General features: G+C 47.5%; 25 protein-coding genes. 3 read left to right on the forward strand and 22 right to left on the reverse strand.

Translation table 11 applies throughout. The annotated features are described in order from the left end of the window. Positions 1–35 precede the first annotated feature (35 nt). From lysA to spoIIM, 16 genes are all read right to left on the reverse strand, one after another. Positions 36–1355, reverse strand: coding sequence for a diaminopimelate decarboxylase (gene lysA, locus FZD51_RS09145; protein WP_009794766.1), 1320 nt, complete (start codon positions 1353–1355; stop codon positions 36–38). A 200-nt stretch (positions 1356–1555) separates the two neighbouring features. Beyond that, positions 1556–3040: a spore germination protein gene (locus FZD51_RS09150; RefSeq protein WP_009794765.1), complete on the reverse strand. Its 1485-nt coding sequence runs from the start codon at positions 3038–3040 to the stop codon at positions 1556–1558. Further along, complete coding sequence (gene spoVAEA / locus FZD51_RS09155) at positions 3027–3602, reverse strand: stage V sporulation protein SpoVABEA (protein ID WP_148974480.1); 576 nt, start codon at positions 3600–3602, stop codon at positions 3027–3029. Before spoVAEA ends, FZD51_RS09150 begins: the two co-directional genes overlap by 14 nt. Before the next feature lie 28 nt (positions 3603–3630). After that, positions 3631–4050: a stage V sporulation protein AB gene (locus FZD51_RS09160; RefSeq protein WP_009794763.1), complete on the reverse strand. Its 420-nt coding sequence runs from the start codon at positions 4048–4050 to the stop codon at positions 3631–3633. After that, the gene (locus tag FZD51_RS09165; protein ID WP_148974481.1) at positions 4040–4660 is read right to left on the reverse strand and encodes a stage V sporulation protein AA; all 621 of its coding nucleotides are present in this window, start codon (positions 4658–4660) and stop codon (positions 4040–4042) included. The genes FZD51_RS09160 and FZD51_RS09165 overlap by 11 nt, the downstream gene beginning before the upstream one ends. 142 nt (positions 4661–4802) lie before the next feature. Beyond that, positions 4803–5561 (reverse strand): RNA polymerase sporulation sigma factor SigF, encoded by a 759-nt coding sequence (gene sigF / locus FZD51_RS09170; protein ID WP_009794761.1) that lies wholly within the window; start codon positions 5559–5561, stop codon positions 4803–4805. Positions 5562–5573: 12 nt separating this feature from the next. Beyond that, positions 5574–6014: an anti-sigma F factor gene (gene spoIIAB, locus FZD51_RS09175; RefSeq protein WP_148974482.1), complete on the reverse strand. Its 441-nt coding sequence runs from the start codon at positions 6012–6014 to the stop codon at positions 5574–5576. Between the two features lie 2 nt (positions 6015–6016). Continuing rightward, positions 6017–6367, reverse strand: a complete 351-nt coding sequence (spoIIAA, locus tag FZD51_RS09180; protein WP_009794759.1) for an anti-sigma F factor antagonist — start codon at positions 6365–6367, stop codon at positions 6017–6019. A gap of 187 nt (positions 6368–6554) precedes the next feature. After that, positions 6555–7715, reverse strand: coding sequence for a D-alanyl-D-alanine carboxypeptidase family protein (locus FZD51_RS09185; RefSeq protein ID WP_148974483.1), 1161 nt, complete (start codon positions 7713–7715; stop codon positions 6555–6557). A 257-nt stretch (positions 7716–7972) separates the two neighbouring features. Beyond that, positions 7973–9277, reverse strand: coding sequence for a pyrimidine-nucleoside phosphorylase (locus tag FZD51_RS09190; RefSeq protein ID WP_148974484.1), 1305 nt, complete (start codon positions 9275–9277; stop codon positions 7973–7975). A gap of 23 nt (positions 9278–9300) precedes the next feature. Then, complete coding sequence (locus FZD51_RS09195; RefSeq protein WP_148974485.1) at positions 9301–10122, reverse strand: purine-nucleoside phosphorylase; 822 nt, start codon at positions 10120–10122, stop codon at positions 9301–9303. Positions 10123–10235: 113 nt separating this feature from the next. After that, the gene (gene deoB / locus FZD51_RS09200; RefSeq protein ID WP_148974486.1) at positions 10236–11417 is read right to left on the reverse strand and encodes a phosphopentomutase; all 1182 of its coding nucleotides are present in this window, start codon (positions 11415–11417) and stop codon (positions 10236–10238) included. 215 nt (positions 11418–11632) lie between these two features. After that, entirely contained in the window at positions 11633–12526 is an 894-nt protein-coding gene (gene xerD / locus FZD51_RS09205) for a site-specific tyrosine recombinase XerD (RefSeq protein ID WP_094767117.1), read from the reverse strand. Positions 12527–12533: 7 nt separating this feature from the next. Then, positions 12534–12761 (reverse strand): YqzK family protein, encoded by a 228-nt coding sequence (locus tag FZD51_RS09210; protein ID WP_022544160.1) that lies wholly within the window; start codon positions 12759–12761, stop codon positions 12534–12536. A gap of 143 nt (positions 12762–12904) precedes the next feature. Next, positions 12905–13369: a ferric iron uptake transcriptional regulator gene (fur, locus tag FZD51_RS09215; RefSeq protein ID WP_022544161.1), complete on the reverse strand. Its 465-nt coding sequence runs from the start codon at positions 13367–13369 to the stop codon at positions 12905–12907. Positions 13370–13514: 145 nt separating this feature from the next. Continuing rightward, positions 13515–14159 carry a stage II sporulation protein M gene (spoIIM, locus tag FZD51_RS09220; protein ID WP_148974487.1) on the reverse strand — a complete coding sequence of 215 codons (645 nt, stop codon included), beginning with the start codon at positions 14157–14159 and terminating at the stop codon, positions 13515–13517. Positions 14160–14310: 151 nt separating this feature from the next. On the opposite strand from spoIIM, the gene FZD51_RS09225 reads away from it, so the two are divergent. Continuing rightward, positions 14311–14877, forward strand: a complete 567-nt coding sequence (locus FZD51_RS09225) for a GNAT family N-acetyltransferase (protein ID WP_148974488.1) — start codon at positions 14311–14313, stop codon at positions 14875–14877. Positions 14878–14964: 87 nt separating this feature from the next. Here FZD51_RS09225 and FZD51_RS09230 read toward each other — a convergent pair whose 3' ends face one another. Beyond that, complete coding sequence (locus FZD51_RS09230) at positions 14965–16137, reverse strand: endonuclease Q family protein (RefSeq protein ID WP_148974489.1); 1173 nt, start codon at positions 16135–16137, stop codon at positions 14965–14967. Next, the gene (locus tag FZD51_RS09235) at positions 16134–16688 is read right to left on the reverse strand and encodes an NUDIX hydrolase (RefSeq protein ID WP_148974490.1); all 555 of its coding nucleotides are present in this window, start codon (positions 16686–16688) and stop codon (positions 16134–16136) included. The genes FZD51_RS09230 and FZD51_RS09235 overlap by 4 nt, the downstream gene beginning before the upstream one ends. A 73-nt stretch (positions 16689–16761) precedes the next feature. Between FZD51_RS09235 and mciZ the strand changes: the two genes are divergently transcribed. Both mciZ and FZD51_RS09245 read left to right on the forward strand, forming a co-directional pair. After that, positions 16762–16929: a Z-ring formation inhibitor MciZ gene (gene mciZ / locus FZD51_RS09240; protein WP_148974491.1), complete on the forward strand. Its 168-nt coding sequence runs from the start codon at positions 16762–16764 to the stop codon at positions 16927–16929. A 68-nt stretch (positions 16930–16997) separates the two neighbouring features. Further along, positions 16998–17918: an aldo/keto reductase gene (locus tag FZD51_RS09245; RefSeq protein ID WP_148974492.1), complete on the forward strand. Its 921-nt coding sequence runs from the start codon at positions 16998–17000 to the stop codon at positions 17916–17918. Positions 17919–17957: 39 nt separating this feature from the next. Here FZD51_RS09245 and FZD51_RS09250 read toward each other — a convergent pair whose 3' ends face one another. The 4 genes from FZD51_RS09250 to FZD51_RS09265 all read right to left on the reverse strand — a co-directional run bounded on the left by FZD51_RS09250 (position 17958) and on the right by FZD51_RS09265 (position 19949). Further along, positions 17958–18515, reverse strand: coding sequence for a GrpB family protein (locus tag FZD51_RS09250; protein WP_148974493.1), 558 nt, complete (start codon positions 18513–18515; stop codon positions 17958–17960). Continuing rightward, the gene (locus tag FZD51_RS09255; RefSeq protein ID WP_148974494.1) at positions 18512–18763 is read right to left on the reverse strand and encodes a YqkE family protein; all 252 of its coding nucleotides are present in this window, start codon (positions 18761–18763) and stop codon (positions 18512–18514) included. Before FZD51_RS09255 ends, FZD51_RS09250 begins: the two co-directional genes overlap by 4 nt. Before the next feature lie 82 nt (positions 18764–18845). Then, complete coding sequence (locus tag FZD51_RS09260; RefSeq protein WP_148974495.1) at positions 18846–19217, reverse strand: VOC family protein; 372 nt, start codon at positions 19215–19217, stop codon at positions 18846–18848. Positions 19218–19280: 63 nt separating this feature from the next. Continuing rightward, positions 19281–19949, reverse strand: coding sequence for a 3-oxoacid CoA-transferase subunit B (locus FZD51_RS09265; protein ID WP_148974496.1), 669 nt, complete (start codon positions 19947–19949; stop codon positions 19281–19283). Positions 19950–19956 lie beyond the last annotated feature (7 nt).

The following is a 19956-nucleotide window of genomic DNA, read 5'->3' on the forward strand; positions in this document are numbered from 1 at the left end:
ACAGCTCAAAAAAGCAGCCGTTCGGCTGCTTTTTTCTAGTTCTTGATTTTCTCCTGAAGAGGCAGGTCAAGCCTGATCAAGTCTTCGAAGCTTTCTCGTTTGACGACAAGGCGCGCCTCTCCATTTTCTACGAATACAACCGGCGGCCGCGGGATTCGGTTATAGTTGTTGGCCATGGAATATCCGTAGGCTCCTGTACAAAATACAGCCAGAAGGTCTTCCCGCTCTGCTTTCGGCAAAGGCAGGTCCCATATCAGCATATCGCCTGACTCGCAGCATTTGCCGGCAATGGAGACCGTTTCTTCCGCTTTCTCCAGCGGCCGGTTGGCAAGCACAGCTTCGTATTTGGCCTGATAAAGGGCCGGACGGATATTATCGCTCATGCCTCCGTCCACCGCCAGGTAATGGCGGACATTCGGGACATCCTTTCTTGAGCCTGTCTTATAGAGTGTTGTCCCGGCATCGCCGACAAGCGAACGGCCTGGTTCAATCCAGATTTCCGGCATTTCCATCTGGTAGCTGCCGGCCAGCTTTTTCACTTCGCTGATGATTTCTTCGACATATTTTGAAGCCGCAATCGGCGCGTCTTCATCTGTATAGCGGATGCCAAAGCCTCCGCCCAGATTCAGCACAGCCGGTTCATAGGCAAGCTCTTTTTTCCAGATTGACAGTTTTTCAAATATTTTCTCGGCCGCAAGAATGAAGCCGGTCGTTTCAAAGATTTGTGATCCGATATGGCAGTGAATGCCGAGTGTTTCCAGCCATGGAGTTGATATGGCCTGCTTGAGCGCAGCTTCGGCCTGTCCATTTTGCAGATCAAAGCCGAATTTGGAATCCTCCTGCCCTGTCAGGATATAATCGTGGGTATGCGCCTCGATTCCCGGTGTCACACGCAGCAGAATCTTGGTTTTCGTGTTTTTGTTTTCGCAAACTGACTTAAGCAGTTCCAGCTCATCGAAATTGTCTACAACGATGCATCCGACTCCATAGTGAAGAGCCATCTCCAGTTCTTCCCTGCTCTTATTATTGCCATGGAAGTGGATTCTTTCCACAGGGAATTCAGCCGCCAGAGCGGTATACAGCTCTCCTCCTGAAACCACATCAAGCGACAGGCCTTCTTCTTCAGCCAGCTGAATCATGGCAATAGATGAAAATGCTTTGCTCGCATAAGCAACCTGGGATTTCACCCCCAGTTCTTCAAATGTCTGCCTGAAGCCTCTTGCCCTTTCGCGAATCAGTGCCACATCATATACATAAACCGGTGTCCCGAATTGCTTTGCCAATTCAACGGTATCCATTCCGCCGATTTCCAAATGAGATTGTCCATTTACTCTTGCTGTCCCATGAAAAAACATGCTTACTCCCTCATTCCCTCTATACTGTTACTCTTATTATAGACTGCCGCGGCCGCTTTTTCACAGCCCCGAATAATTCCATGCTATATAAAATAGACAGTCCCCATTTCTGAACTGTCTATTTCAGCTTCTTTAGTCCTTTATTTAGTTAAAAACTTACCATAATTGCCGGAAAACCGCAATTGATATTAGCATAATATTCAATTTTTAGCCGGCTGTTTGAAGCGGTTTTTCGCATGGACGATGCTTGGCCTGATCTTAGACCCCGGGACAGACCTTCTGATCAGGATCTGCAGAAATGCTTTCGGGCTGAAAGGCAGCAGCGGCCATAAGTATGGCGTGTTCAGCGACCTGATGCTTGCCAGGAGGAGGATGAACACTGTTATGCTGATAATGAAGCCCGGTGTATGGAAGAGTGCCACGGCAATCAGCATGGCAAGCCTTGCCATCTTATTGGCTATACTGAGTTCATAGCTTGGGGTTGAAAAGGTTCCTATAGAAGCAACAGCCACATAGAGGATGACCTCCGGCACAAACAGCCCGACATCGATGGCAATTTGTCCGATCAGGACGGCTGCTATCAATCCCATTGCCGTTGAAAGAGGTGTAGGCGTATGGATGGCAGCAATCCTCAGGAACTCAATGCCAATATCCGCCAGGAAGATTTGTATGACAATAGGTATATTCGTCTTCTCATTCGGGCCGATGAACTTGATGGCATCCGGCAGCAATTGCGGCTCCAGAGTAAATAAAAACCATAATGGCAGCAGGAATAGTGAGGCGAGCACCCCGATAAAGCGGATCCAGCGGATGAATGTGCCGACTGCCGGCGACTGTCTGTATTCCTCAGCATGCTGCAGATGGTGGAAAAAGGTTGTCGGCGTGATGATCACACTTGGCGAAGTATCAACGAAAATCAGGACATGCCCTTCCAGCAGATGGGTTGCTCCCACATCGGCCCTTTCTGTATATCGGACGAGCGGATATGGATTATAACCTTGCTTTAAGAGAAATTCTTCAACCGTTTTATCCGCCATTGTCAGTCCGTCGATATCAATAGATTGAATTTCCTGCCTGACCACTTCAATCAGGTCTGTACTGGCGACATCCTTAATATAAGCAATCGCTATATCGGTTTTGGAGCGCTCCCCTATCCGCATGATTTCAAAGCGGAGCCGCTCATCCCTGATCCGCCTTCTGGTCAGGGCGGTATTAACAATAATATTTTCTACATATCCATCCCTTGACCCCCGGACAACTTTCTCTGTATCGGGCTCCTCCGGTGTTCTGCCGGGATAGCTTCTGACATCGACAACAAGTCCTGTCGTCTCTCCTTCAACCAGTATAACAATCAGCCCGGACAGCACCTGGTCCACCAGTTCATCCATTGTTTCAATCGGCTGAACCGACTGATTGACAATGCGGTTTTTCACGATATTGAAAACGTTTGAGGACAGTTTCTCGTGATCATTGATCTCCACGAGCTCTTCAAGGATTTGGGTGATAAAAGAAGTATCGCATAATCCATTTACATAATAAATCTGGATTTCTTTCTTCAGGATCTGCAGCTTCCTGACACCCAGGTCAAAGCTGACGCCAAGCCCGATGCGCTCTTTCATGAAGTCTTCGTTTCTGCCGGGTGATTCTGAAATAGAAGTTTTGTTTTTCTTTTTAGTTTCCGCCATAAAATCCGCTCCTTTCCAGAATGAGTTCCACTGCCTTTTTGGTGATAGGAGAGCCTTTTTCATAATGATCTCTTCGTGACATTTTGCCGATATCGCCGATTCCGACAATCAGCGGGACATCCAATTCGTCGAGGCAGTAGACTGTATCCCCGTTCATTTTTCCAATTTCCATTTCAGGGACACCAAGCTTGTCTACACCATACGGAGTAAGCTCGCCGTACCGGTCGACACATACATCCACATGCGTCCATTCCGCCTGCCTTGTTTTTGAAGCAACTGCTATTACACCGAGCACCTCAATATCTTCATGCTCTGCCACATATTTAAGGGCCGTTTCACCAAGCCCTTCGCCGACATAGCCGGAGTCATCAAACATGACAAGTACAGGATCATTGGGGGCTTTCTTAATCATCTTCACGATATCAGGTCCTGACAAAACAGATGGATTTCCGTGGGACATAGAGATGCATCTGCCGCCAATATCCTTCGCTACATGCTCTGCAGTCCTTCTTGCATACTCATCGCCATCTGTAATCAGTATGACTTTCCTGCGTTCATCCATTGCTTTGATGTCCTTTCGCTTTACATAGTCAGTCTACAAAATACATCCAGTGAAACAGCGATCCAAATACTTTCCCAAATACGATGGCCATCAGCAGCACAACTATTTTGCCGTCAATGCCAAGCCTTTTGGCCAGGAGCGGCAGGACGTTAAGCACTTCTGTAAGGGCTGCGGCCACCATCCCAACAAAAATCCCGCCTGCCAGACCGAAAAGGACAAGGATAAATCCCGGAAAGTAAAGCCGCGGGTCCTGAAGGCTAGCAGATGTTCCTGCAACCGCCCCGATTACAACCGCCCATTCATAGTGATGAATCATTTTCATTGTCTTTGACAGCTGGGTCAGCCTTGGAATGATCCCCAGCACAGTCAGAAACGCAACAAATCCCGCCCCCACAGAGACGCCTCCCGCAAATCCCAGGAAAATGACGATAATGATGCTAATGGTCATCAAGGTTTTTCATGCTTTCTTTATTTTCATGCATGATGACATACCGGTCGAGATCCTGCTGGTAATTGAACATTTCAACCTCCAGCGGGCTGGGCTCCTCATTGAGCCTTTTTTTGAAAACATGATTGAAGAATATGATCATGCCGAGTCCAAGGCCGAGTGAATAAGGGATTTGAAACAGCAGGGGCTTTTTCTCCACTTTGCCGGTGATGATTGTATAAATCCGCTGATGCACTGTCTGCATGCTGACATCTTCATGGAAATTCATGATTGTCAGTGCGGCACCAAAAAACAGCAAAAACCAGATCAGCAGGAAAAACGCTGTGGATGCTTTTTTCTTTTTATAGACCACCTCAATGATTGTCTGGGAGGGACCGACAGCCTGTATATCGAGCTGCAGCTTTTCTGCGGCAATGGCCTGGATCACCTGGACAATGTCAATGACAATGATATTCCGGTCATGATCTGAAACGTGATGGATGGAAAGATTTCCTAACCGTTCATAAAGTGTTTCATCTGCAATAATCAAGGCAATGTCCTTTAGCTGGATGGAAGCCTGCGGACGCACTTGAATACGGTTCCTGAGCCGGACATAAACCGTTTTTTCCATTATGATCACTTCCCAAACAGTGTTTTCCTTGTATAAATAGTATTCGTAATAAAATTCCAATCATGATGACCAAAAATTGGGGATAATGGAAAGACGCCCTGGACTGCCCGGGAATCAGCACAAAAAAAAAGACCGGATGGATTCACATATCCATCCGGTCTTTCATCTGCTGCAGGATTTTTTTCTCGAGCCGGGAGACCTGCACCTGTGATATTCCCAGCCTTGCTGCCACTTCAGACTGTGTCTGATCTTTATAATATCTGAGATAAACAATCAGCCTTTCCCGCTCATCCAGCTCACGGATTGCCTCTTTGAGGGCTATCTGGTCAAACCACTTGCCATCATTGCCATCATCGATCTGATCCAGCAGTGTGATAGGGTCGCCGTCGTTTTCATATACAGTTTCATGAATGGAGGATGGCGTCCTGCCTGCTTCCTGGGCAAGGATGATATCCTCCGGAGGGATTTCCAGATAAGCGGAAAGCTCTGTTACAGTCGGAATCCTTCCAAAAGTCTTGGTCAGCTCGTCTTTTGCCTTGCGGATTTTATTTCCCATTTCCTTCAGGGAGCGGCTCACCTTCACAGTTCCATCATCCCGGATGAAACGCTGTATCTCCCCGATGATCATAGGAACGGCATAGGTCGAAAACTTCACATCATAGCTCAGATCAAATTTATCAACCGACTTCAAGAGGCCGATGCAGCCGATCTGGAATAAATCATCCGGCTCATATCCTCTGTTGAGAAAACGCTGGACCACTGACCAGACCAGCCTCATGTTTTTCTGGACAATCGTGTCCCGTGCCCCCTGATCTCCTGCCTGGCTTTTTTGTATGAGCTCTTTTACCTCGTGATCCTTAAGATACGTCTGGGTCTTATCTGTCTTTACCTCCACATCCATAGCATGACTCCCTTAATTGCATAGCATTTTACTGTTTGATAAATGCTTCCTTAAACGGATTTCGGTGCCTTCTCCTGGGTGTGAGCGAACTTCTATCTCATCCATGAAATTTTCCATGATTGTAAAGCCCATGCCGGAACGTTCCAGCTCTGGTTTGGTTGTAAACAGCGGCTGCCTGGCCTCTTCCACATCCCCGATCCCGAGTCCTTCATCTCTGATTGTCATATCAATGAAGCCGTCCTCAATGCTGACAGAAATATAGACAATCCCTCTGCTGTCATTGTCATAGCCATGGATGATCGAGTTGGTAACTGCCTCTGATACGACCGTCTTGATTTCAGTCAGTTCATCCATTGTGGGATCAAGCTGGGCGATGAAAGCCGCGACAGTCACACGGGCAAAGGACTCATTCTGGCTCAAAGCGCTGAATTTCAGATTCATTTCATTTTTCATTGTCAGGCAACCCCCAATCGCTGAAGTGCAAATTCTTCAGTCGGCTCAAGACGGATGATTTTAAACAGCCCGGACATATCGAATAGCCTCTGTACCGCCGGTGAAATGGCACAGACGACCATTTCGCCGTGAAGCTGCTTAATTTGCTTATACCTGCCCAGGATCACTCCAAGGCCTGAGCTGTCCATAAAGGATAATTGCTCCAGATTGAGGACAATATGGCGGATACCATATGATTCTATGGCGTTTGTTGCCTTTTCCCTTAATTCATCTGCCGAATGGTGGTCCAATTCTCCGCTTAAGCGGATGCACAGCACATCATTTTTTACTTCCAATCCAATCATCAGACTCATGACTGATAGCCTCCTTCTCTGCTGCCGGAACCATTTACAGATCCGGCCCGCTGTCCATGCCTTATTCTCCTGCATGGATCAAGCCTTTCTAGAGAGTCAATTTCGCTGAAGGAGGCCCTTATTCCTTCCTGGAGGCAAAACTAGTGCGGTTTCGCTAAATTTTCCTTGATGCGCCTTTTTTTCGACATCAGCTTGATTTCGTGAAAATGCCGAGAGCCCGTTTATAGAGCGTCCACCAGCCAGCTTCTTTCACTTCGCTTTTGGCCACCAGCGGACTTTCCACGATTGTCTTCCCATCTTTCTCAACTTTCAGCGTACCAATTTGATCGCCTTTAGCGATTGGGGCTTTAAGATCTTTTTTCAGGACGACCGTTTTCTTGACTGCCTTTGTATCTTCGCCTTTTTTCGTCAGCAGTGAGATCGGCTCGCTTGTCAGAGCTTCGACCTGCTTTTTCTCTCCTTTGCTGACTTTGGCAGAACCTAAAGCTTCATTCCGCTTGTACATTGGATGTGTCTCATACTGGCTGAAAGCATAATCCAGCATCTTGGTTACCTGAGCATTTCTTTCTTTTGATGTTGGAGCACCAAAGACAACTGCGATTACCCTCATCCCGTTTTTCTCAGCTGTAGCTGTCAGGCAATATTTCGCTTCATTTGTAAAGCCTGTCTTCAATCCGTCAACTCCCGGATAGAAGCGGACCAGCCTGTTTGTATTGACCAGCCAGAATTTCTTGTCGGTATCTTCCCTTAAATAAGCTTCATATGTTCCTGTAAACTTGGTTATGCCTTCATATTTCAGCAATTCCTTTGCCATAAGGGCCATATCATGGGCTGTGCTGTAGTGCTCGGTTACAGGCAGGCCTGTTGCATTCTTGAAAATCGTGTCCTTCAAGCCAAGGTCCTTCGCTTTCTTATTCATCAGCTTGACGAATTCTTCTTCTGAACCGGCGAGCCTTTCTGCCATGGCAACAGATGCATCATTTCCTGATCCGATGGCAATCCCCTTCAGCATCTGTTCTGTTGTCATTTCTTCGCCCGGTTCCAGGAATATTTGCGAGCCGCCCATGCTTGCTGCATATTCACTTGCCCTGATCTTTTCATCCATGGAAAGCTTGCCTTTATCAATCGCTTCCATGATCAAAAGCATGGTCATGATCTTAGTCATGCTTGCTGGAGGCAGCTGTTCATTGCTGTTCTGCTCATATAAAACAGCCCCGGTATCCCGCTCAATCAAGATAGCCGATTTTACGTTGTCAACCAGCTTGACACCGCTTTCTTCGGCTAAGGCTGCCGGTGCCATCATTGCTGATAGTAAAACAAACACCATTATAGAAACGATTCGCTTCATCACATAACCCTCCATTCTTTATAGCCTCCATTTTTTCCAAAGGAGACAAATTTATACAATAAATTGGCGGAGGCATGGTTTTTATTTTACATGAGCCGTTTTAGATGGAATGCTAAGTTCAGGGACTGTGAATCAGAGGGTTTCTTTGATTTCCGGAAGGGTGAAGATTTTTTGGTACTTGGGCTTGCACTGCGGATGGGACAAATCAAGACATAAAAAAGCTGCACCCCTTCAGGATGCAGCTGTTCAATACAATCTTATTCAGTAATTTCTTCATGCACCAGTACAGGAGCATCTACTTTGGCAGCTTTGATTTTGATATTGCTGTAAAGGCGCTCTTTGACTTCTTCTACGTCCTCGAAGTTGCTGTAGATGGTGGCAAGCGATTCTCCTTTAGAGACAGTGTCGCCTATCTTCTTGCGGAGCATCAGGCCGACAGCAAGGTCAATTTCAGACTCTTTTGTCGCCCTGCCTGCTCCAAGTACCATAGCAGCCGTTCCCACTGCATCTGCGACGATTTCAGAGACATAGCCGTCCTCTTTTGCATCAAGCTCGTATACATATTCAGCCTGCGGCAAACGGGAAGGATCATCGACAACAGAAGCGTCCCCTCCCTGTGAGCTGAGGAAGGTTTTCATTGCTTCAAGGGCAGATCCGTCCTTGATTGCCTGTTCCAGCATTTCTCGTGCTTGTGCCGGGGTTTCTGCCTTTTCAGCCAGCACAACCATATGGCTGCCGAGTACAAGGCAAAGCTCAGTCAGATCTTCCGGCCCTTCGCCTCTTAATGTGTCGATCGCTTCTTTTACTTCCAAGGCATTGCCGATGGCAAAGCCAAGCGGCTGGCTCATGTCTGAAATGACTGCCATCGTCTTGCGGCCTACATTGTTCCCGATCCTTACCATTGCTTTAGCAAGCTCTCTGGAATCATCCAGCGTCTTCATGAAGGCGCCTGCCCCGGTTTTCACATCAAGGACAATGGCATCTGCGCCTGCTGCAATCTTTTTGCTCATGATGGAGCTCGCAATCAGCGGGATGCTGTCTACCGTCGCCGTCACATCCCGGAGGGCATATAATTTTTTATCCGCCGGCGTGAGGTTTCCGCTCTGTCCGATGACGGCAATTTTGTTCTGGTTGACCAGCTTGATGAATTCTTCGTTCTCTATTTCTACATGGAAGCCTTCGACCGCTTCCAGCTTGTCTATGGTACCGCCTGTATGGCCAAGGCCGCGCCCGGACATTTTCGCCACTGGTACACCAACAGCCGCTACAAGAGGGCCGAGCACCAGTGTAGTGGTATCGCCGACTCCCCCTGTGGAGTGCTTGTCGACTTTAATGCCTTCGATTTTTGACAGGTCGATTCTATCCCCAGATTCTACCATGCTCATCGTCAGGTCGGCTCTCTCGTTTTCTGTCATGCCCTGGAAAAAGATTGCCATTGTCAAAGCACTGATCTGGTAGTCAGGAATTGAACCGTCAGTATAGCCTTTTATTATGAATTGGATTTCTTCCGAAGACAGCTCTTTGCCGTCGCGTTTCTTTTCTATCAAGTCCACCATTCTCATTTTCGTCACCACTTTTTCTTTATTTAAGCACCAAATTGGCTTACAAGCTCTTTTACATAAGAGAGGAAATTCGCCTTTACTTTTTCAGTCGTTTCTATGACTTCTTCATGGTTCAGCGGCTGATCCAGTATCCCTGCAGCCATATTGGAAATGCAGGAAATGCCGAGCACTTTAAGGCCCGCATGCCTTGCCACGATTACCTCAGGCACAGTTGACATGCCGACTGCGTCACCGCCCATAGTTCGGAGCATCCTCACTTCTGCGGGCGTTTCATATGTAGGGCCGGTATTGCCAACATATACACCCTCCTGGATGCTGATATTCAGCTTGCCTGCAATCTCTCTTGCCTGCTGGCGCAGATCCCTGGAGTAGGCTTCCGACATATCAGGAAAACGGACGCCAAGCTTGGAGTCATTAGGTCCCATCAGAGGATTGCTTCCCATATTGTTGATATGGTCCGAGATAAGCATTAAATCTCCTGGTGCAAAGCTTTCATTAACACCGCCGGCAGCGTTTGTCACAATCAGGATTTCCACTCCGAGCTCCTTCATGACTCTTACAGGGAAAGTGACCTTGTCGAAGCTGTAGCCTTCATAATAGTGGAAGCGCCCTTGCATAGCCACAGCCTGTACACCGTTCAGAAGGCCGAACACAAGCTGGCCTGCATGCCCTTCAACTGTTGAAACAGGGAAATCAGGAATTTCATTATAAGGTATTTTCACTGGCTGTTCGATTTCATCTGCCAGAACGCCGAGCCCGGAGCCAAGGATCAAACCGATTTTAGGCGTTTCTCCATACTTTTCTTTTAAAAATTGTGCTGCATTTTGAATTTTTCCGTAGTCCATTTTATAATCCCCTTTTTATCAGACTGTACTGAGCTGGATAACCGGCCGCGGCCTTCGCCTGCCAATCTCCTTTTATCACTCAGCTTGTCAGTTGTTTAAAATATGACCCGGGCTTACAATTCACCCAGAAAGCTTTTTCCGAATTTCGGCGCGGCCACAGCAAAGTTTTCCGCTACAGTTGCGCCGATATCGGCGAATGTCTGCCTGATTGGCAGCTCTTTTCCGCGTGCCATGCCCTTAGAATAAGCCAATAATGGGACATATTCACGTGTATGGTCTGTCCCGGGGTGGACCGGGTCATTCCCGTGGTCAGCCGTAATGATGAGCAGATCATCTTCCTTCAGCTTATCAAACACTTCCGGAAGGCGCGCATCATATTCTTCCAGCGCTTTCCCGTAACCCTCCGGGTCCCGTCTATGTCCGAAAAGGGCATCAAAGTCCACAAGATTCAAGAAGCTCAAGCCTGTAAAATCCATATCCATCGTTTCGAGGAGCTTATCCATACCGTCCATGTTAGAGACAGTGCGCAGTGACTTTGTCACACCTTCGCCGTCATAGATATCGGAAATCTTTCCGATGGCCAGTACATCCAGTCCGCCGTCCTTCAGCTCATTCATAACCGTCCTGTCAAATGGCTTCAGGGCATAATCATGCCTGTTCGCTGTCCGCTTGAATGCACCCGGCTGGCCGATGAAAGGGCGTGCTATCACTCTTCCAACCATGTATTTCTCATCAAGTGTCAGTTCCCTGGCGATTTTACAGATCGTGTACAGCTCATCAATCGGTACAATCTCTTCATGGGCTGCAATCTGAAGGACCGAGTCAGCCGAGGTATACACAATCAGGGCTCCTGTCTTCATATGCTCTTCCCCAAGCTCATCAAGGATCTCAGTGCCGCTTGCCGGCTTGTTCCCAATGATCTTTCTGCCTGTGCGGGCTTCAAGCTCAGACAAAAGCTCATCCGGAAAGCCGTCGGGGAATACCCTGAACGGTGTCTCGATATTCAGCCCCATGATCTCCCAATGCCCTGTCATGGTGTCTTTCCCGTTTGATGCTTCCTGCATTTTTGTATAAGAAGCGAGCGGCTTCTCTGCTTTTTCAATACCTTTGATTTCTTTGATATTGCTGAGGCCCAGTTTGCCCATGTTCGGCATGTTCAGCCCGTTCATCCTTTCAGCGATATGGCCAATCGTATCAGATCCCTTGTCTCCGAAGCGCTCAGCATCCGGTGACTCGCCAATGCCCACGGAATCCATAACAATTAGAAAGATTCTTTTATATGTATGCGAATTCATGTGCTCTCCTCCTAAACATGTACACGTTTTCAATTTATTTTACAAATATATGTTACCCTTTTTCAAATGTATTAACCTGCGAGAGGTTTAGAATCGTCAGAAGTCTGACATCTATATTCTACAAAACAAATAACCTAAAAAACAAGAAAAAACTGCTTTATATTCAGCAGTTTTATCAGATTTATTTTTTTGCAGATTGAAAAACTCCGGTTTTATCAGGCACGGGGATGAAATTTTGAATATACATCCTTCAGCCTTGTTTTCGTGACATGGGTATATATCTGGGTTGTTGATATATCCGCATGACCGAGCATCTCCTGTACTGCCCGCAAATCTGCTCCATTTTCCAGCAGGTGGGTGGCAAAAGAATGCCTTAAAGTATGAGGGGTCAGTTCTTTTTCAATGCCCGCATCGCCTGCAAGTTTTTTCAATATTTTCCAGAATCCCTGGCGGGTCAGCTGCCTTCCATGATGGTTCAGGAATAATGTATCATCTCTGCGGCTTTTTGAAACAAAATTCGGCCTTCCATGCAGAAGGTATCTTTCAATCGCTTCTGAAGCTGTTTTCCCGATCGGGATGATTCTTTCTTTATTTCCTTTCCCGATGCAGCGGACAAAACCCATTGTCAGATGGACATCGCCTATCTGCAGTCCGATCAGTTCACTGACCCTGATCCCTGTTGCATACAGGAGCTCAAGCATCGCTTTGTCGCGGAGGCTGTAATGGCTCGAGTCTGACGGCGATTCCAGAAGGGTTTCCACTTCTGCCATGCTCAGGACCTTTGGAAGGCTTCTTTCCTGCTGCGGCGACTCAATATGTACAGATGGATCATTTTCGCATGCCTTCTCCCTCAGCAGGAACTGATGGAAGGCACGGATGGAAGCGATATGCCTCGCAAGGGTCTTGGCAGATTTCCCCTGTTCCTTCAGCTTTTTCAGGAACTGGACGATATGGACCCTTTGGACTTCATTCAAACTGGCAAGCCCTTCACTCTTCACAATGAATTTAAGATAATTTTTCAAATCCCGTTCATAAGAGACAATTGTATTGTTGGCCAGTCCCTTTTCAATCAATAAAAAGTGCACAAAATCTTTCAGCCTGTCTTCCATTTATGCATTACTCCCCATTGTGGTAAAACAGAATCAGTCTGTCAAACCAGTCGGTTTCATCAGAAACTGCATCACCAGATACCCTGACGGCGCTGCCTTCCGGCTCATCATAACGGTGATAGCTCTGATATTCTTCATTTAACCATAAAAGCCCATAATAAAAAAGGATTGTACATCCCGTAAACAGGACAAATACCTTCAATGTTTTAAACGTCATAATCATCCAGGATCTCATCATTCTTCCTCCAGCTGCATTCTATATTAAAAGATATGCCAAGCTGGACAAGATTTATACCTTCCCGGCTAAAGCTTTTAGCATTTCCGGCTTTTTTTCGGAGAATAATAAAAACCTTTTCCGGTTTAAAGAAAAGGTTCCAGTCAATCAGCCTCATCGGCGCTTTCTTCTTTATCCTGGCAGCGGTAGCAGATGCCATGAAATGTCAGGCGGTGATCTTTGATCTTAAAGTTCCAGTCACGCTCGACAATCGCTTCGACATCCTCCAGAAGGTCATCCTGGATTTCATCTACTGCCCCGCATTCTATGCATACTAAATGGTGGTGGAAATGGGCGGCGCCTTCCTGCCTCAGGTCATAGCGGGAAACTCCATCACCAAAATTGATTTTATCCACAATTTTCAGTTCCGTTAACAGCTCCAGTGTGCGATAAACGGTCGCCAGCCCTATCTCAGGCGACTTCTCTTTGACAAGGAGGTATACATCTTCCGCGCTCAGATGATCTTCTTCATTCTCCAGCAGCACACGGACTGTTGCTTCACGCTGCGGTGTTAATTTATAGCTTGACGAATGCAGCTGTTTTTTAATTCTATCTATTCTGGTCTCCATCCCGTAAAGTCCCTCCCTCGCACTGTCAGTTCTCATTATAACAGATAGGGAGATGTTTTCAAAATAAAATCATTATAAATAAGAAGATACAAATATTATAATAAAATAGATTCATTCTTATCTTATAATCACTGTAAAATAGCAATCAAGGCTTTATGCTGCTGACAACCGATTTCATTAAAGCGGGGGAAAGATAGGCTTCTATGCCGGCGGCTACTGATAATAATACAACTGCCGCGCAGAACACCGCCAGGTACCTTCCAAACATCGGTACAACCGGCTGGCCGAGATTTTTCATAAATTGCCTTCTGATCATCTTCAAAGACAGAGCAACTGTCATCGCTGCGGTTATTATAAAGATCGGAATGATGATGATATTCTGCGGCATAACTGATACAAAGGAAAGCAGGAACCCATCCCAGCCCATCCTGTTTACAAGAAAGCCGACTGTAAAGCCGACAACCATACCCTTCATAAATAACAGCACGAGGATGACCGGCAGGCCGATGATGGAAATGCCGAGAAGCCACATCAGTCCAATGAACTTGCTGTTATGGAACAGGCTCTGGATAAAAAGATCATGTGACTCAGCTACAGTGCCGGCCGATACCTGTCCAAAAAATTGCGACAGATAGTAATATAAATCTTCCTTTTGATTGAAGCTCAGGCTATTCACCACTACGGCACCGAAAATGACCCCCATCAGAAACAGGACGATGACGAATAAGTAGATCGAGGAATGCTCGCGAAAATGATTGGCTGCAAAGTTCTGGTACATACGTTTTTTCATTGCTCTTCCTCCTGTAAAATCTATTACTACATCTTATGCAGGGAAGAGCAGTCTATGACACGATTCTATCATTTTGCCATCATTAAAAAATATATTGCCAGTCTTTGTGCCACCCGATATAATCGGAACAATCACAAAGGAGGAATGGAAAATGAATCCAATTTTAATCGACTTTCCTGAGATCATCGCAGAGACAGAAAGATTGTATATCCGGCCTTGCCTGCCAGGTGATGGCAAAGATGTATATGATGCTGTCATAGCATCAAAGGATGAGCTGAAAAAATGGCTGCCTTTCGCTGCCAAGGAGCAGTCCCTCGAAGAAACAGAAGCAGGAATCCGCCGGTCATATGCCCAATTTTGGCTGAGGGAAGATATCCGCCTCCATATATACCGTAAAGAAGACGGCCAATTCATCGGATCGACCGGGCTGCACCGCATCGACTGGAAGGCCGGCAGGTTTGAAATCGGCTATTGGTGCGATTCGCGCCATCATAAGAAAGGTTATATCTCAGAAGCGGTCGAAGCTCTTATTGAGTTTACATTCAGCAGCCTGTCTGCCAATAGAATTGAGATCCGGTGTGACCCGGAGAACACAGCCAGCAGAAAAATCCCCGAGAGGCTCGGCTTCACGCTGGAAGGTACCTTAAGGAAAAATACCCTTTGCGCCAGCGGTGATGTGCTGCGGGACACCTGTATTTTTGCAAAGTTAAAAGAATAGAAAGAACCGGATCCGCTCTCTGGATCCGGTTTTTCTTGAGATATTTACAGTTGCAGCCCGGCTCCTGTGTTCGTTCCGCTTCAGCTGCTATTCCTGCTCAACTTTTCCGTACTTCCCTCCGCCGCCTGCTTTCAAGCTGAGCCGGCCGCTCCTTGCTTTGACGATCAGCATAGCAAGCTTATCTGGAATGACCTCTTCCAGTGCCTCCTTCGGCACTCTGTGGAGTATGTCCATTTCAGTCCCAAAATGGTCCAGCAGCCTTTCCAGTATCTTGGGGCCGAGGCCGGGAATGAATTCGAGCGGCACTTGATGGACATATGGCGGCCTGTCTGCCAGTGCACACTCAGCTGTCTTAAGCTCCATAATCCGATCGGCCACTCCCTTCACCTGCTTGGTGCTTCCGCACTTCCGGCAGCCATTATGACCGGAGGAAAGGGGGGAATGGCAGTCCAGACAAACTGTCTGATGATATTTCCCCAGCTGCGGATCCAGTCCGTAATTGGCGGAAATCCTCCTCCCCCTCGCACTTTTCAAAGCTAAATGAAACTCATTGAATGAAGGGCCGGCCATTTCAATCCTCTGATATTCCCTGGCTATTTTTCCGAGAGAGTGAGCATCTGAATTTGTAAGAAAAGGGTACTGGTGCAGCTCATGAATCACATCAGCCATTTCTGTATCCGAACTCAGGCCCAGCTCGATCCCATCGATAAGATCTTTATCGAAGACCTCTTCAAGCGACCGGTCGACCCCTTTTCCATACATGCTTTTGAAAGGCGTGAAGACATGGGCCGGAATGAATAGTCCGCCAAGCGCTTTAACCTGTGACTGCAGCTCTTTCCCTGATGCATAGATCCGCTGTGAGCTCAAATGGATATTTTTAAGGCGGCCTTTCAGCCAAGAAGAGAATTCCTTCATCACTTCAAGGTTTGGAAAATAGCAGAGAACATGGATGGGGCCCTTGCAGCTTTCATCATAGATTTCAAGCTCTGACCCTGGAATGATTGCAAGGCCGCCGTACAGCAGACCTCCTTCAGGCGATTGCACAAGCTCGCCCGATGCCATCAGTTCTTCCATCTCGTCAATTACCTCTGGTGAATGGCAGTCAATAATCCCGATCATATCCAAACCTTTACTGTCCCTTGCATGCTCGATGATATTGGAAAACACAAGTGATCTGGCCCCCGTTATTTTAACGGCGCGCCCTGACTTTGTCCTGCCGATATGGATGTGCATGTCGGCATAATAAGTTTGAAGCATCATCTGTTCTTCAGCTGTTCGATCTGGAGATACTGGACAGCATAGACTGTTTTGGCATCATGAATTTTTTGCTCTTCTATATAAGCCTGCGCCTCTTCAAGAGTAAGCTCGATAACATCGACGAATTCATCCTCATCCGGAACGGCAGGATTTTCTATTTTGCTCAGTTTTCTGGCAGCGTAAATATGGAGAATCTCATCAGCGAATCCAGGTGAAGTATAAAAGGAAACGAGCTTTTCGATTTCTCCGCAAACATAGCCTGTCTCTTCTTCCAGCTCTCTTTTTGCACAAAGCTCCGGATCCTCGCCCTTTTCAAGCTTGCCTGCCGGAATCTCCACAATTGCCTTTTCAAGGGGTTTTCTGAACTGCTCTACCATCACAATTTTGTTGTCATCTGTAAGGGGAATGACAGCTACCGCTCCAGGGTGCTTGACAATTTCCCGTTTTGAGTTTTTTCCGTTCGGCAGCTCCACATCGTCCACCTGAAGGGAGATGACCTTACCGTTAAAAATCTGCTCTGTTTTTATCGTTTTTTCTTCTAAAGGATGCTTCACTGTTCTATCACTCCAGTTCTAATCCGATTATCTGCTCATACATTTTATCATACTTTATTTGGGGGAGTATGAATTGAAAATCCGCGTCCACTCTAAAGGCATCATCCTTGCAGGCAAGGCATGGGAGATTCGTGAAAAATTGAGAGAGTACGGCAGGAAGCATACACTGCTCAAAGAATGGATCGACTCTGCAGAGAATGCTGCCAGCCCGGAAAAAGTCCGGCTCCGGAGGATAAAATAGTCTCTTATATTTGTGGCCATGCCCTTCTTTTAGATACAATGGACTCATCATAAGTTCGAGGTGAAAATATGAAAAAGAGAGAGCTTGGAAAGACAGGACTATATGTTAGCGAGCTGGGACTTGGCTGCATGTCGCTTGGAACAGATGCCCTTGAAGGAAGGAAGATTATTGAGGCAGCTCTGGAAGAAGGAATCAATTATTTTGATACCGCCGATCTATACGATTTCGGGGAAAATGAAAAGATTGTCGGCGAAGCACTCAAGGAAGTGCGCGAAAACGTCATTATTGCTACAAAAGCAGGCAACCGCTGGAATGAAGCAAAGGACGGCTGGAGCTGGGATCCTTCTAAGGCTTATATTAAAGAAGCGGTCAAGGGAAGCCTGAAGCGGCTGGGAACAGATTATATCGATTTGTATCAGCTTCACGGCGGAACCCTTGATGATCCGATAGATGAAACAATTGAAGCATTTGAAGAACTGAAGGAAGAGGGCTTTATCCGCCACTATGGAATCTCCTCCATCAGGCCGAATGTGATCCGGGAATACGTGAAAAGGTCCAATATCTCGTCTGTTATGATGCAATACAGCATCCTGGACCGCCGCCCGGAGGAGACAGCCCTTCCGCTTCTTGAAAAGAAAGCTATCAGCGCCGTGGTCCGCGGCCCTCTCGCAAAGGGGATGCTGAGCGATAAGATGCTCGGGAAAGCTTCCGGTTCTGTAAAGGAAAACGGTTATCTTGATTACAGCTACAAAGAGCTGGAAGACGTTCTCCGCCAGCTGAAAGAAGCTGCCGGCCAACGCTCGATGACAGAATTGGCCTTCCAATATGTCCTTTCCAGCCCTGCGGTCGCTTCTGTGGCTGCCGGCGCCAGCTCGGCCGCACAGGTCAGGGAGAATGCAATGGCTGCGGCAGCTGGTCCTTTATCGGCTGAAGAACTGGCGGCCATCCAGTCTATCAGCCTGGCAAATCAATATGGACAGCACAGATAGTCCCTGGCGATTGCCGAGTAACTAAAAAAAGGAACAGGATCAAGTTAGATCCTGTTCCTTTTTTTCGTTCTGCAGGCTCCAATCCAGCGCCTTTTCATCAAGCAGCTTCACCACCGGATCCTTTTCCTTTATATAGGACTCAATATCATAAGGATATTTCCCGGCGGCTTCCAGCTTTGTCCTGCTGTATAAACCGGCTTCCTCCGGATGCTTCCGCAAATAATCCCGGAACAGGAGGTGCCTGCCTATTTCCGGGTGCCCCTTTGGATAACCGTGCAGATGGACAAGCCTTTCCCCGGCTTCGGTAAATCTTACAAAATACCTCCGGCCGGGGAGCCCGTTTTCTCCTTTTGCTATATATCCCCATTCCTGCAGCCTGGCGGCTGCCTGATCAAAAAAGTCAGCGCTGTCCGCTTCGGCCAGGATATCAATGATCGGCTTGGCGTTCATGCCGGGAACAGATGTGCTTCCAATATGGTGAATGTCTGCTGCGGTGCCAAAGACTAGAGCGAGCAGCTGTTTTTCCTTTTCAAAGGAAACGGCCCAGCTCCCGCTGTACGGCAGGACATCCACCTTCCTCGGCCGGTTTTCCATCATTTATACTCTTTCCAATTTAGATCGCTATCCTGGAGAAGCTCTTCAAAGCTCTTATTCTTCTCTCTTAAACGCCGTTCCTCTATCTTTCTTTTTTCCTCTTCCTCTGCCTTCTTCGCTTCATCATCCTTCAGCTGCTTCTTTGCTGCCTTAAGCTGATCCATCAGGTCCTGATTGAGCATATCCCCCAGTGTAACCGGCTTGTCGTCTTTTTTCTGCTGTGCTGTTTGGCGTTGACGTTTTTTCTTCATTTTCTATCCCTCTTTTTGCGTATTTACAGGATATTATAGCATACAAGAAGCCGGCTCGATTTCTTCTCTGCTCAAGTAAGGATCAGCTGCTGAATTCGAGGAACTCGATTCTGTTCCCAAAGGGGTCGTCAGTAAAAAAACGGCTTCTTCCATCGATTGGCGGCTCCTCCTTGATCACTGCGCCGGCCTCTTCCAGCCTGCTCCGCAGTCCGGTAAGATCTTCTACAACAAAGCCCGGATGAGCCTTCCTGGCCGGAATGAAATCTTCCTGGATGCCGATGTGCACCTCCTGGCTGCCGCACAGGAACCAGCAGCCGCCCCTCTTTTGCAGATTTTCAGGCTTGGGGATTTCCTCAAGCCCCAGCAGTTTTCCGTAAAACTCCCTGGCCTGCTCTTCTGTCCCTTTTGGTGCTGCCAGCTGAATATGATCGATTCCTTTAAAAGTGATTGCCATATAAATTCCCCTCTCTGTATACAGAAGAAAGGTACAGCCGCCGAGGCTGCACCCAACTTTCATTTAAAATGCCTCGGTTAAAACCGAATCATCCACCTGCAGCTCCGGCCCGGTTGAACCTACCACCTCTTCAACCGTAAAGCCTTTCGCCACCTCGACCAGCTTCAGCCCCCCGGCTGTTACATCAATCACGGCTCTCTCTGTAATGATGCGGTCCACTACCCCTTTTCCTGTCAGCGGGAGGGAGCAGGACTTAAGGATCTTGCTATCTCCGTTTTTGTTCGTATGCTCCATGATGACAATGATCTTCTGCGCTCCATGGACAAGATCCATTGCCCCGCCCATTCCTTTGATCATTTTGCCGGGGATCATCCAATTGGCCAGGTCCCCTTCCTTGGAAACCTCCATGCCGCCCAGAATGGCGACATTGACATGCCCGCCCCGGATCATCGCAAAAGATTCGGCACTGTCAAAATAGGCTGCACCCGGTATGGCCGTCACGGTTTCCTTTCCGGCATTGATCAGGTCGGCGTCCGCATCTTCCTTATCCGGATAGGGGCCGATTCCAAGAAGCCCGTTCTCGGATTGAAGGACCACTTCCTTGTTGCCGGAAATATAATTAGCCACAAGTGTCGGCATGCCTATGCCGAGGTTTACATAAAATCCATCTTCAATTTCTTTTTCTGCCCGTCTGGCAATTTTTTCGCGCACGGCGCCTTTATCGCTGCTCATATCTGCT

The sequence above is a fragment of the Bacillus infantis genome (genome assembly GCF_008180445.1).
Taxonomy (GTDB): Bacteria; Bacillota; Bacilli; order Bacillales; family Cytobacillaceae; genus Bacillus_AB; species Bacillus_AB infantis_B.

Excerpts from the sequence above, each read along its gene's own strand:
- deoB (WP_148974486.1), bottom strand. The coding sequence starts at position 11,417 with ATGAATTCGCATACATATAAAAGAATCTTTCTAATTGTTATGGATTCC.
- FZD51_RS09225 (WP_148974488.1), top strand. The coding sequence starts at position 14,311 with ATGAATCCAATTTTAATCGACTTTCCTGAGATCATCGCAGAGACAGAA.
- FZD51_RS09250 (WP_148974493.1), bottom strand. The coding sequence starts at position 18,515 with ATGATGGAAAACCGGCCGAGGAAGGTGGATGTCCTGCCGTACAGCGGG.
- FZD51_RS09245 (WP_148974492.1), top strand. The coding sequence starts at position 16,998 with ATGAAAAAGAGAGAGCTTGGAAAGACAGGACTATATGTTAGCGAGCTG.
- spoVAEA (WP_148974480.1), bottom strand. The coding sequence starts at position 3,602 with ATGGATGAACGCAGGAAAGTCATACTGATTACAGATGGCGATGAGTAT.
- FZD51_RS09265 (WP_148974496.1), bottom strand. The coding sequence starts at position 19,949 with ATGAGCAGCGATAAAGGCGCCGTGCGCGAAAAAATTGCCAGACGGGCA.
- FZD51_RS09210 (WP_022544160.1), bottom strand. The coding sequence starts at position 12,761 with ATGAGATCCTGGATGATTATGACGTTTAAAACATTGAAGGTATTTGTC.
- FZD51_RS09165 (WP_148974481.1), bottom strand. The coding sequence starts at position 4,660 with ATGGAAAAAACGGTTTATGTCCGGCTCAGGAACCGTATTCAAGTGCGT.
- FZD51_RS09230 (WP_148974489.1), bottom strand. The coding sequence starts at position 16,137 with ATGATGCTTCAAACTTATTATGCCGACATGCACATCCATATCGGCAGG.
- spoIIM (WP_148974487.1), bottom strand. The coding sequence starts at position 14,159 with ATGAAAAAACGTATGTACCAGAACTTTGCAGCCAATCATTTTCGCGAG.
- spoIIAB (WP_148974482.1), bottom strand. The coding sequence starts at position 6,014 with ATGAAAAATGAAATGAATCTGAAATTCAGCGCTTTGAGCCAGAATGAG.
- sigF (WP_009794761.1), bottom strand. The coding sequence starts at position 5,561 with ATGGATGTGGAGGTAAAGACAGATAAGACCCAGACGTATCTTAAGGAT.
- FZD51_RS09185 (WP_148974483.1), bottom strand. The coding sequence starts at position 7,715 with ATGAAGCGAATCGTTTCTATAATGGTGTTTGTTTTACTATCAGCAATG.
- spoIIAA (WP_009794759.1), bottom strand. The coding sequence starts at position 6,367 with ATGAGTCTGATGATTGGATTGGAAGTAAAAAATGATGTGCTGTGCATC.
- FZD51_RS09160 (WP_009794763.1), bottom strand. The coding sequence starts at position 4,050 with ATGACCATTAGCATCATTATCGTCATTTTCCTGGGATTTGCGGGAGGC.
- FZD51_RS09195 (WP_148974485.1), bottom strand. The coding sequence starts at position 10,122 with ATGGACTACGGAAAAATTCAAAATGCAGCACAATTTTTAAAAGAAAAG.
- fur (WP_022544161.1), bottom strand. The coding sequence starts at position 13,369 with ATGGAGACCAGAATAGATAGAATTAAAAAACAGCTGCATTCGTCAAGC.
- FZD51_RS09190 (WP_148974484.1), bottom strand. The coding sequence starts at position 9,277 with ATGAGAATGGTGGACTTGATAGAAAAGAAACGCGACGGCAAAGAGCTG.
- FZD51_RS09260 (WP_148974495.1), bottom strand. The coding sequence starts at position 19,217 with ATGGCAATCACTTTTAAAGGAATCGATCATATTCAGCTGGCAGCACCA.
- FZD51_RS09150 (WP_009794765.1), bottom strand. The coding sequence starts at position 3,040 with ATGGCGGAAACTAAAAAGAAAAACAAAACTTCTATTTCAGAATCACCC.
- lysA (WP_009794766.1), bottom strand. The coding sequence starts at position 1,355 with ATGTTTTTTCATGGGACAGCAAGAGTAAATGGACAATCTCATTTGGAA.
- FZD51_RS09255 (WP_148974494.1), bottom strand. The coding sequence starts at position 18,763 with ATGAAGAAAAAACGTCAACGCCAAACAGCACAGCAGAAAAAAGACGAC.
- xerD (WP_094767117.1), bottom strand. The coding sequence starts at position 12,526 with ATGGAAGACAGGCTGAAAGATTTTGTGCACTTTTTATTGATTGAAAAG.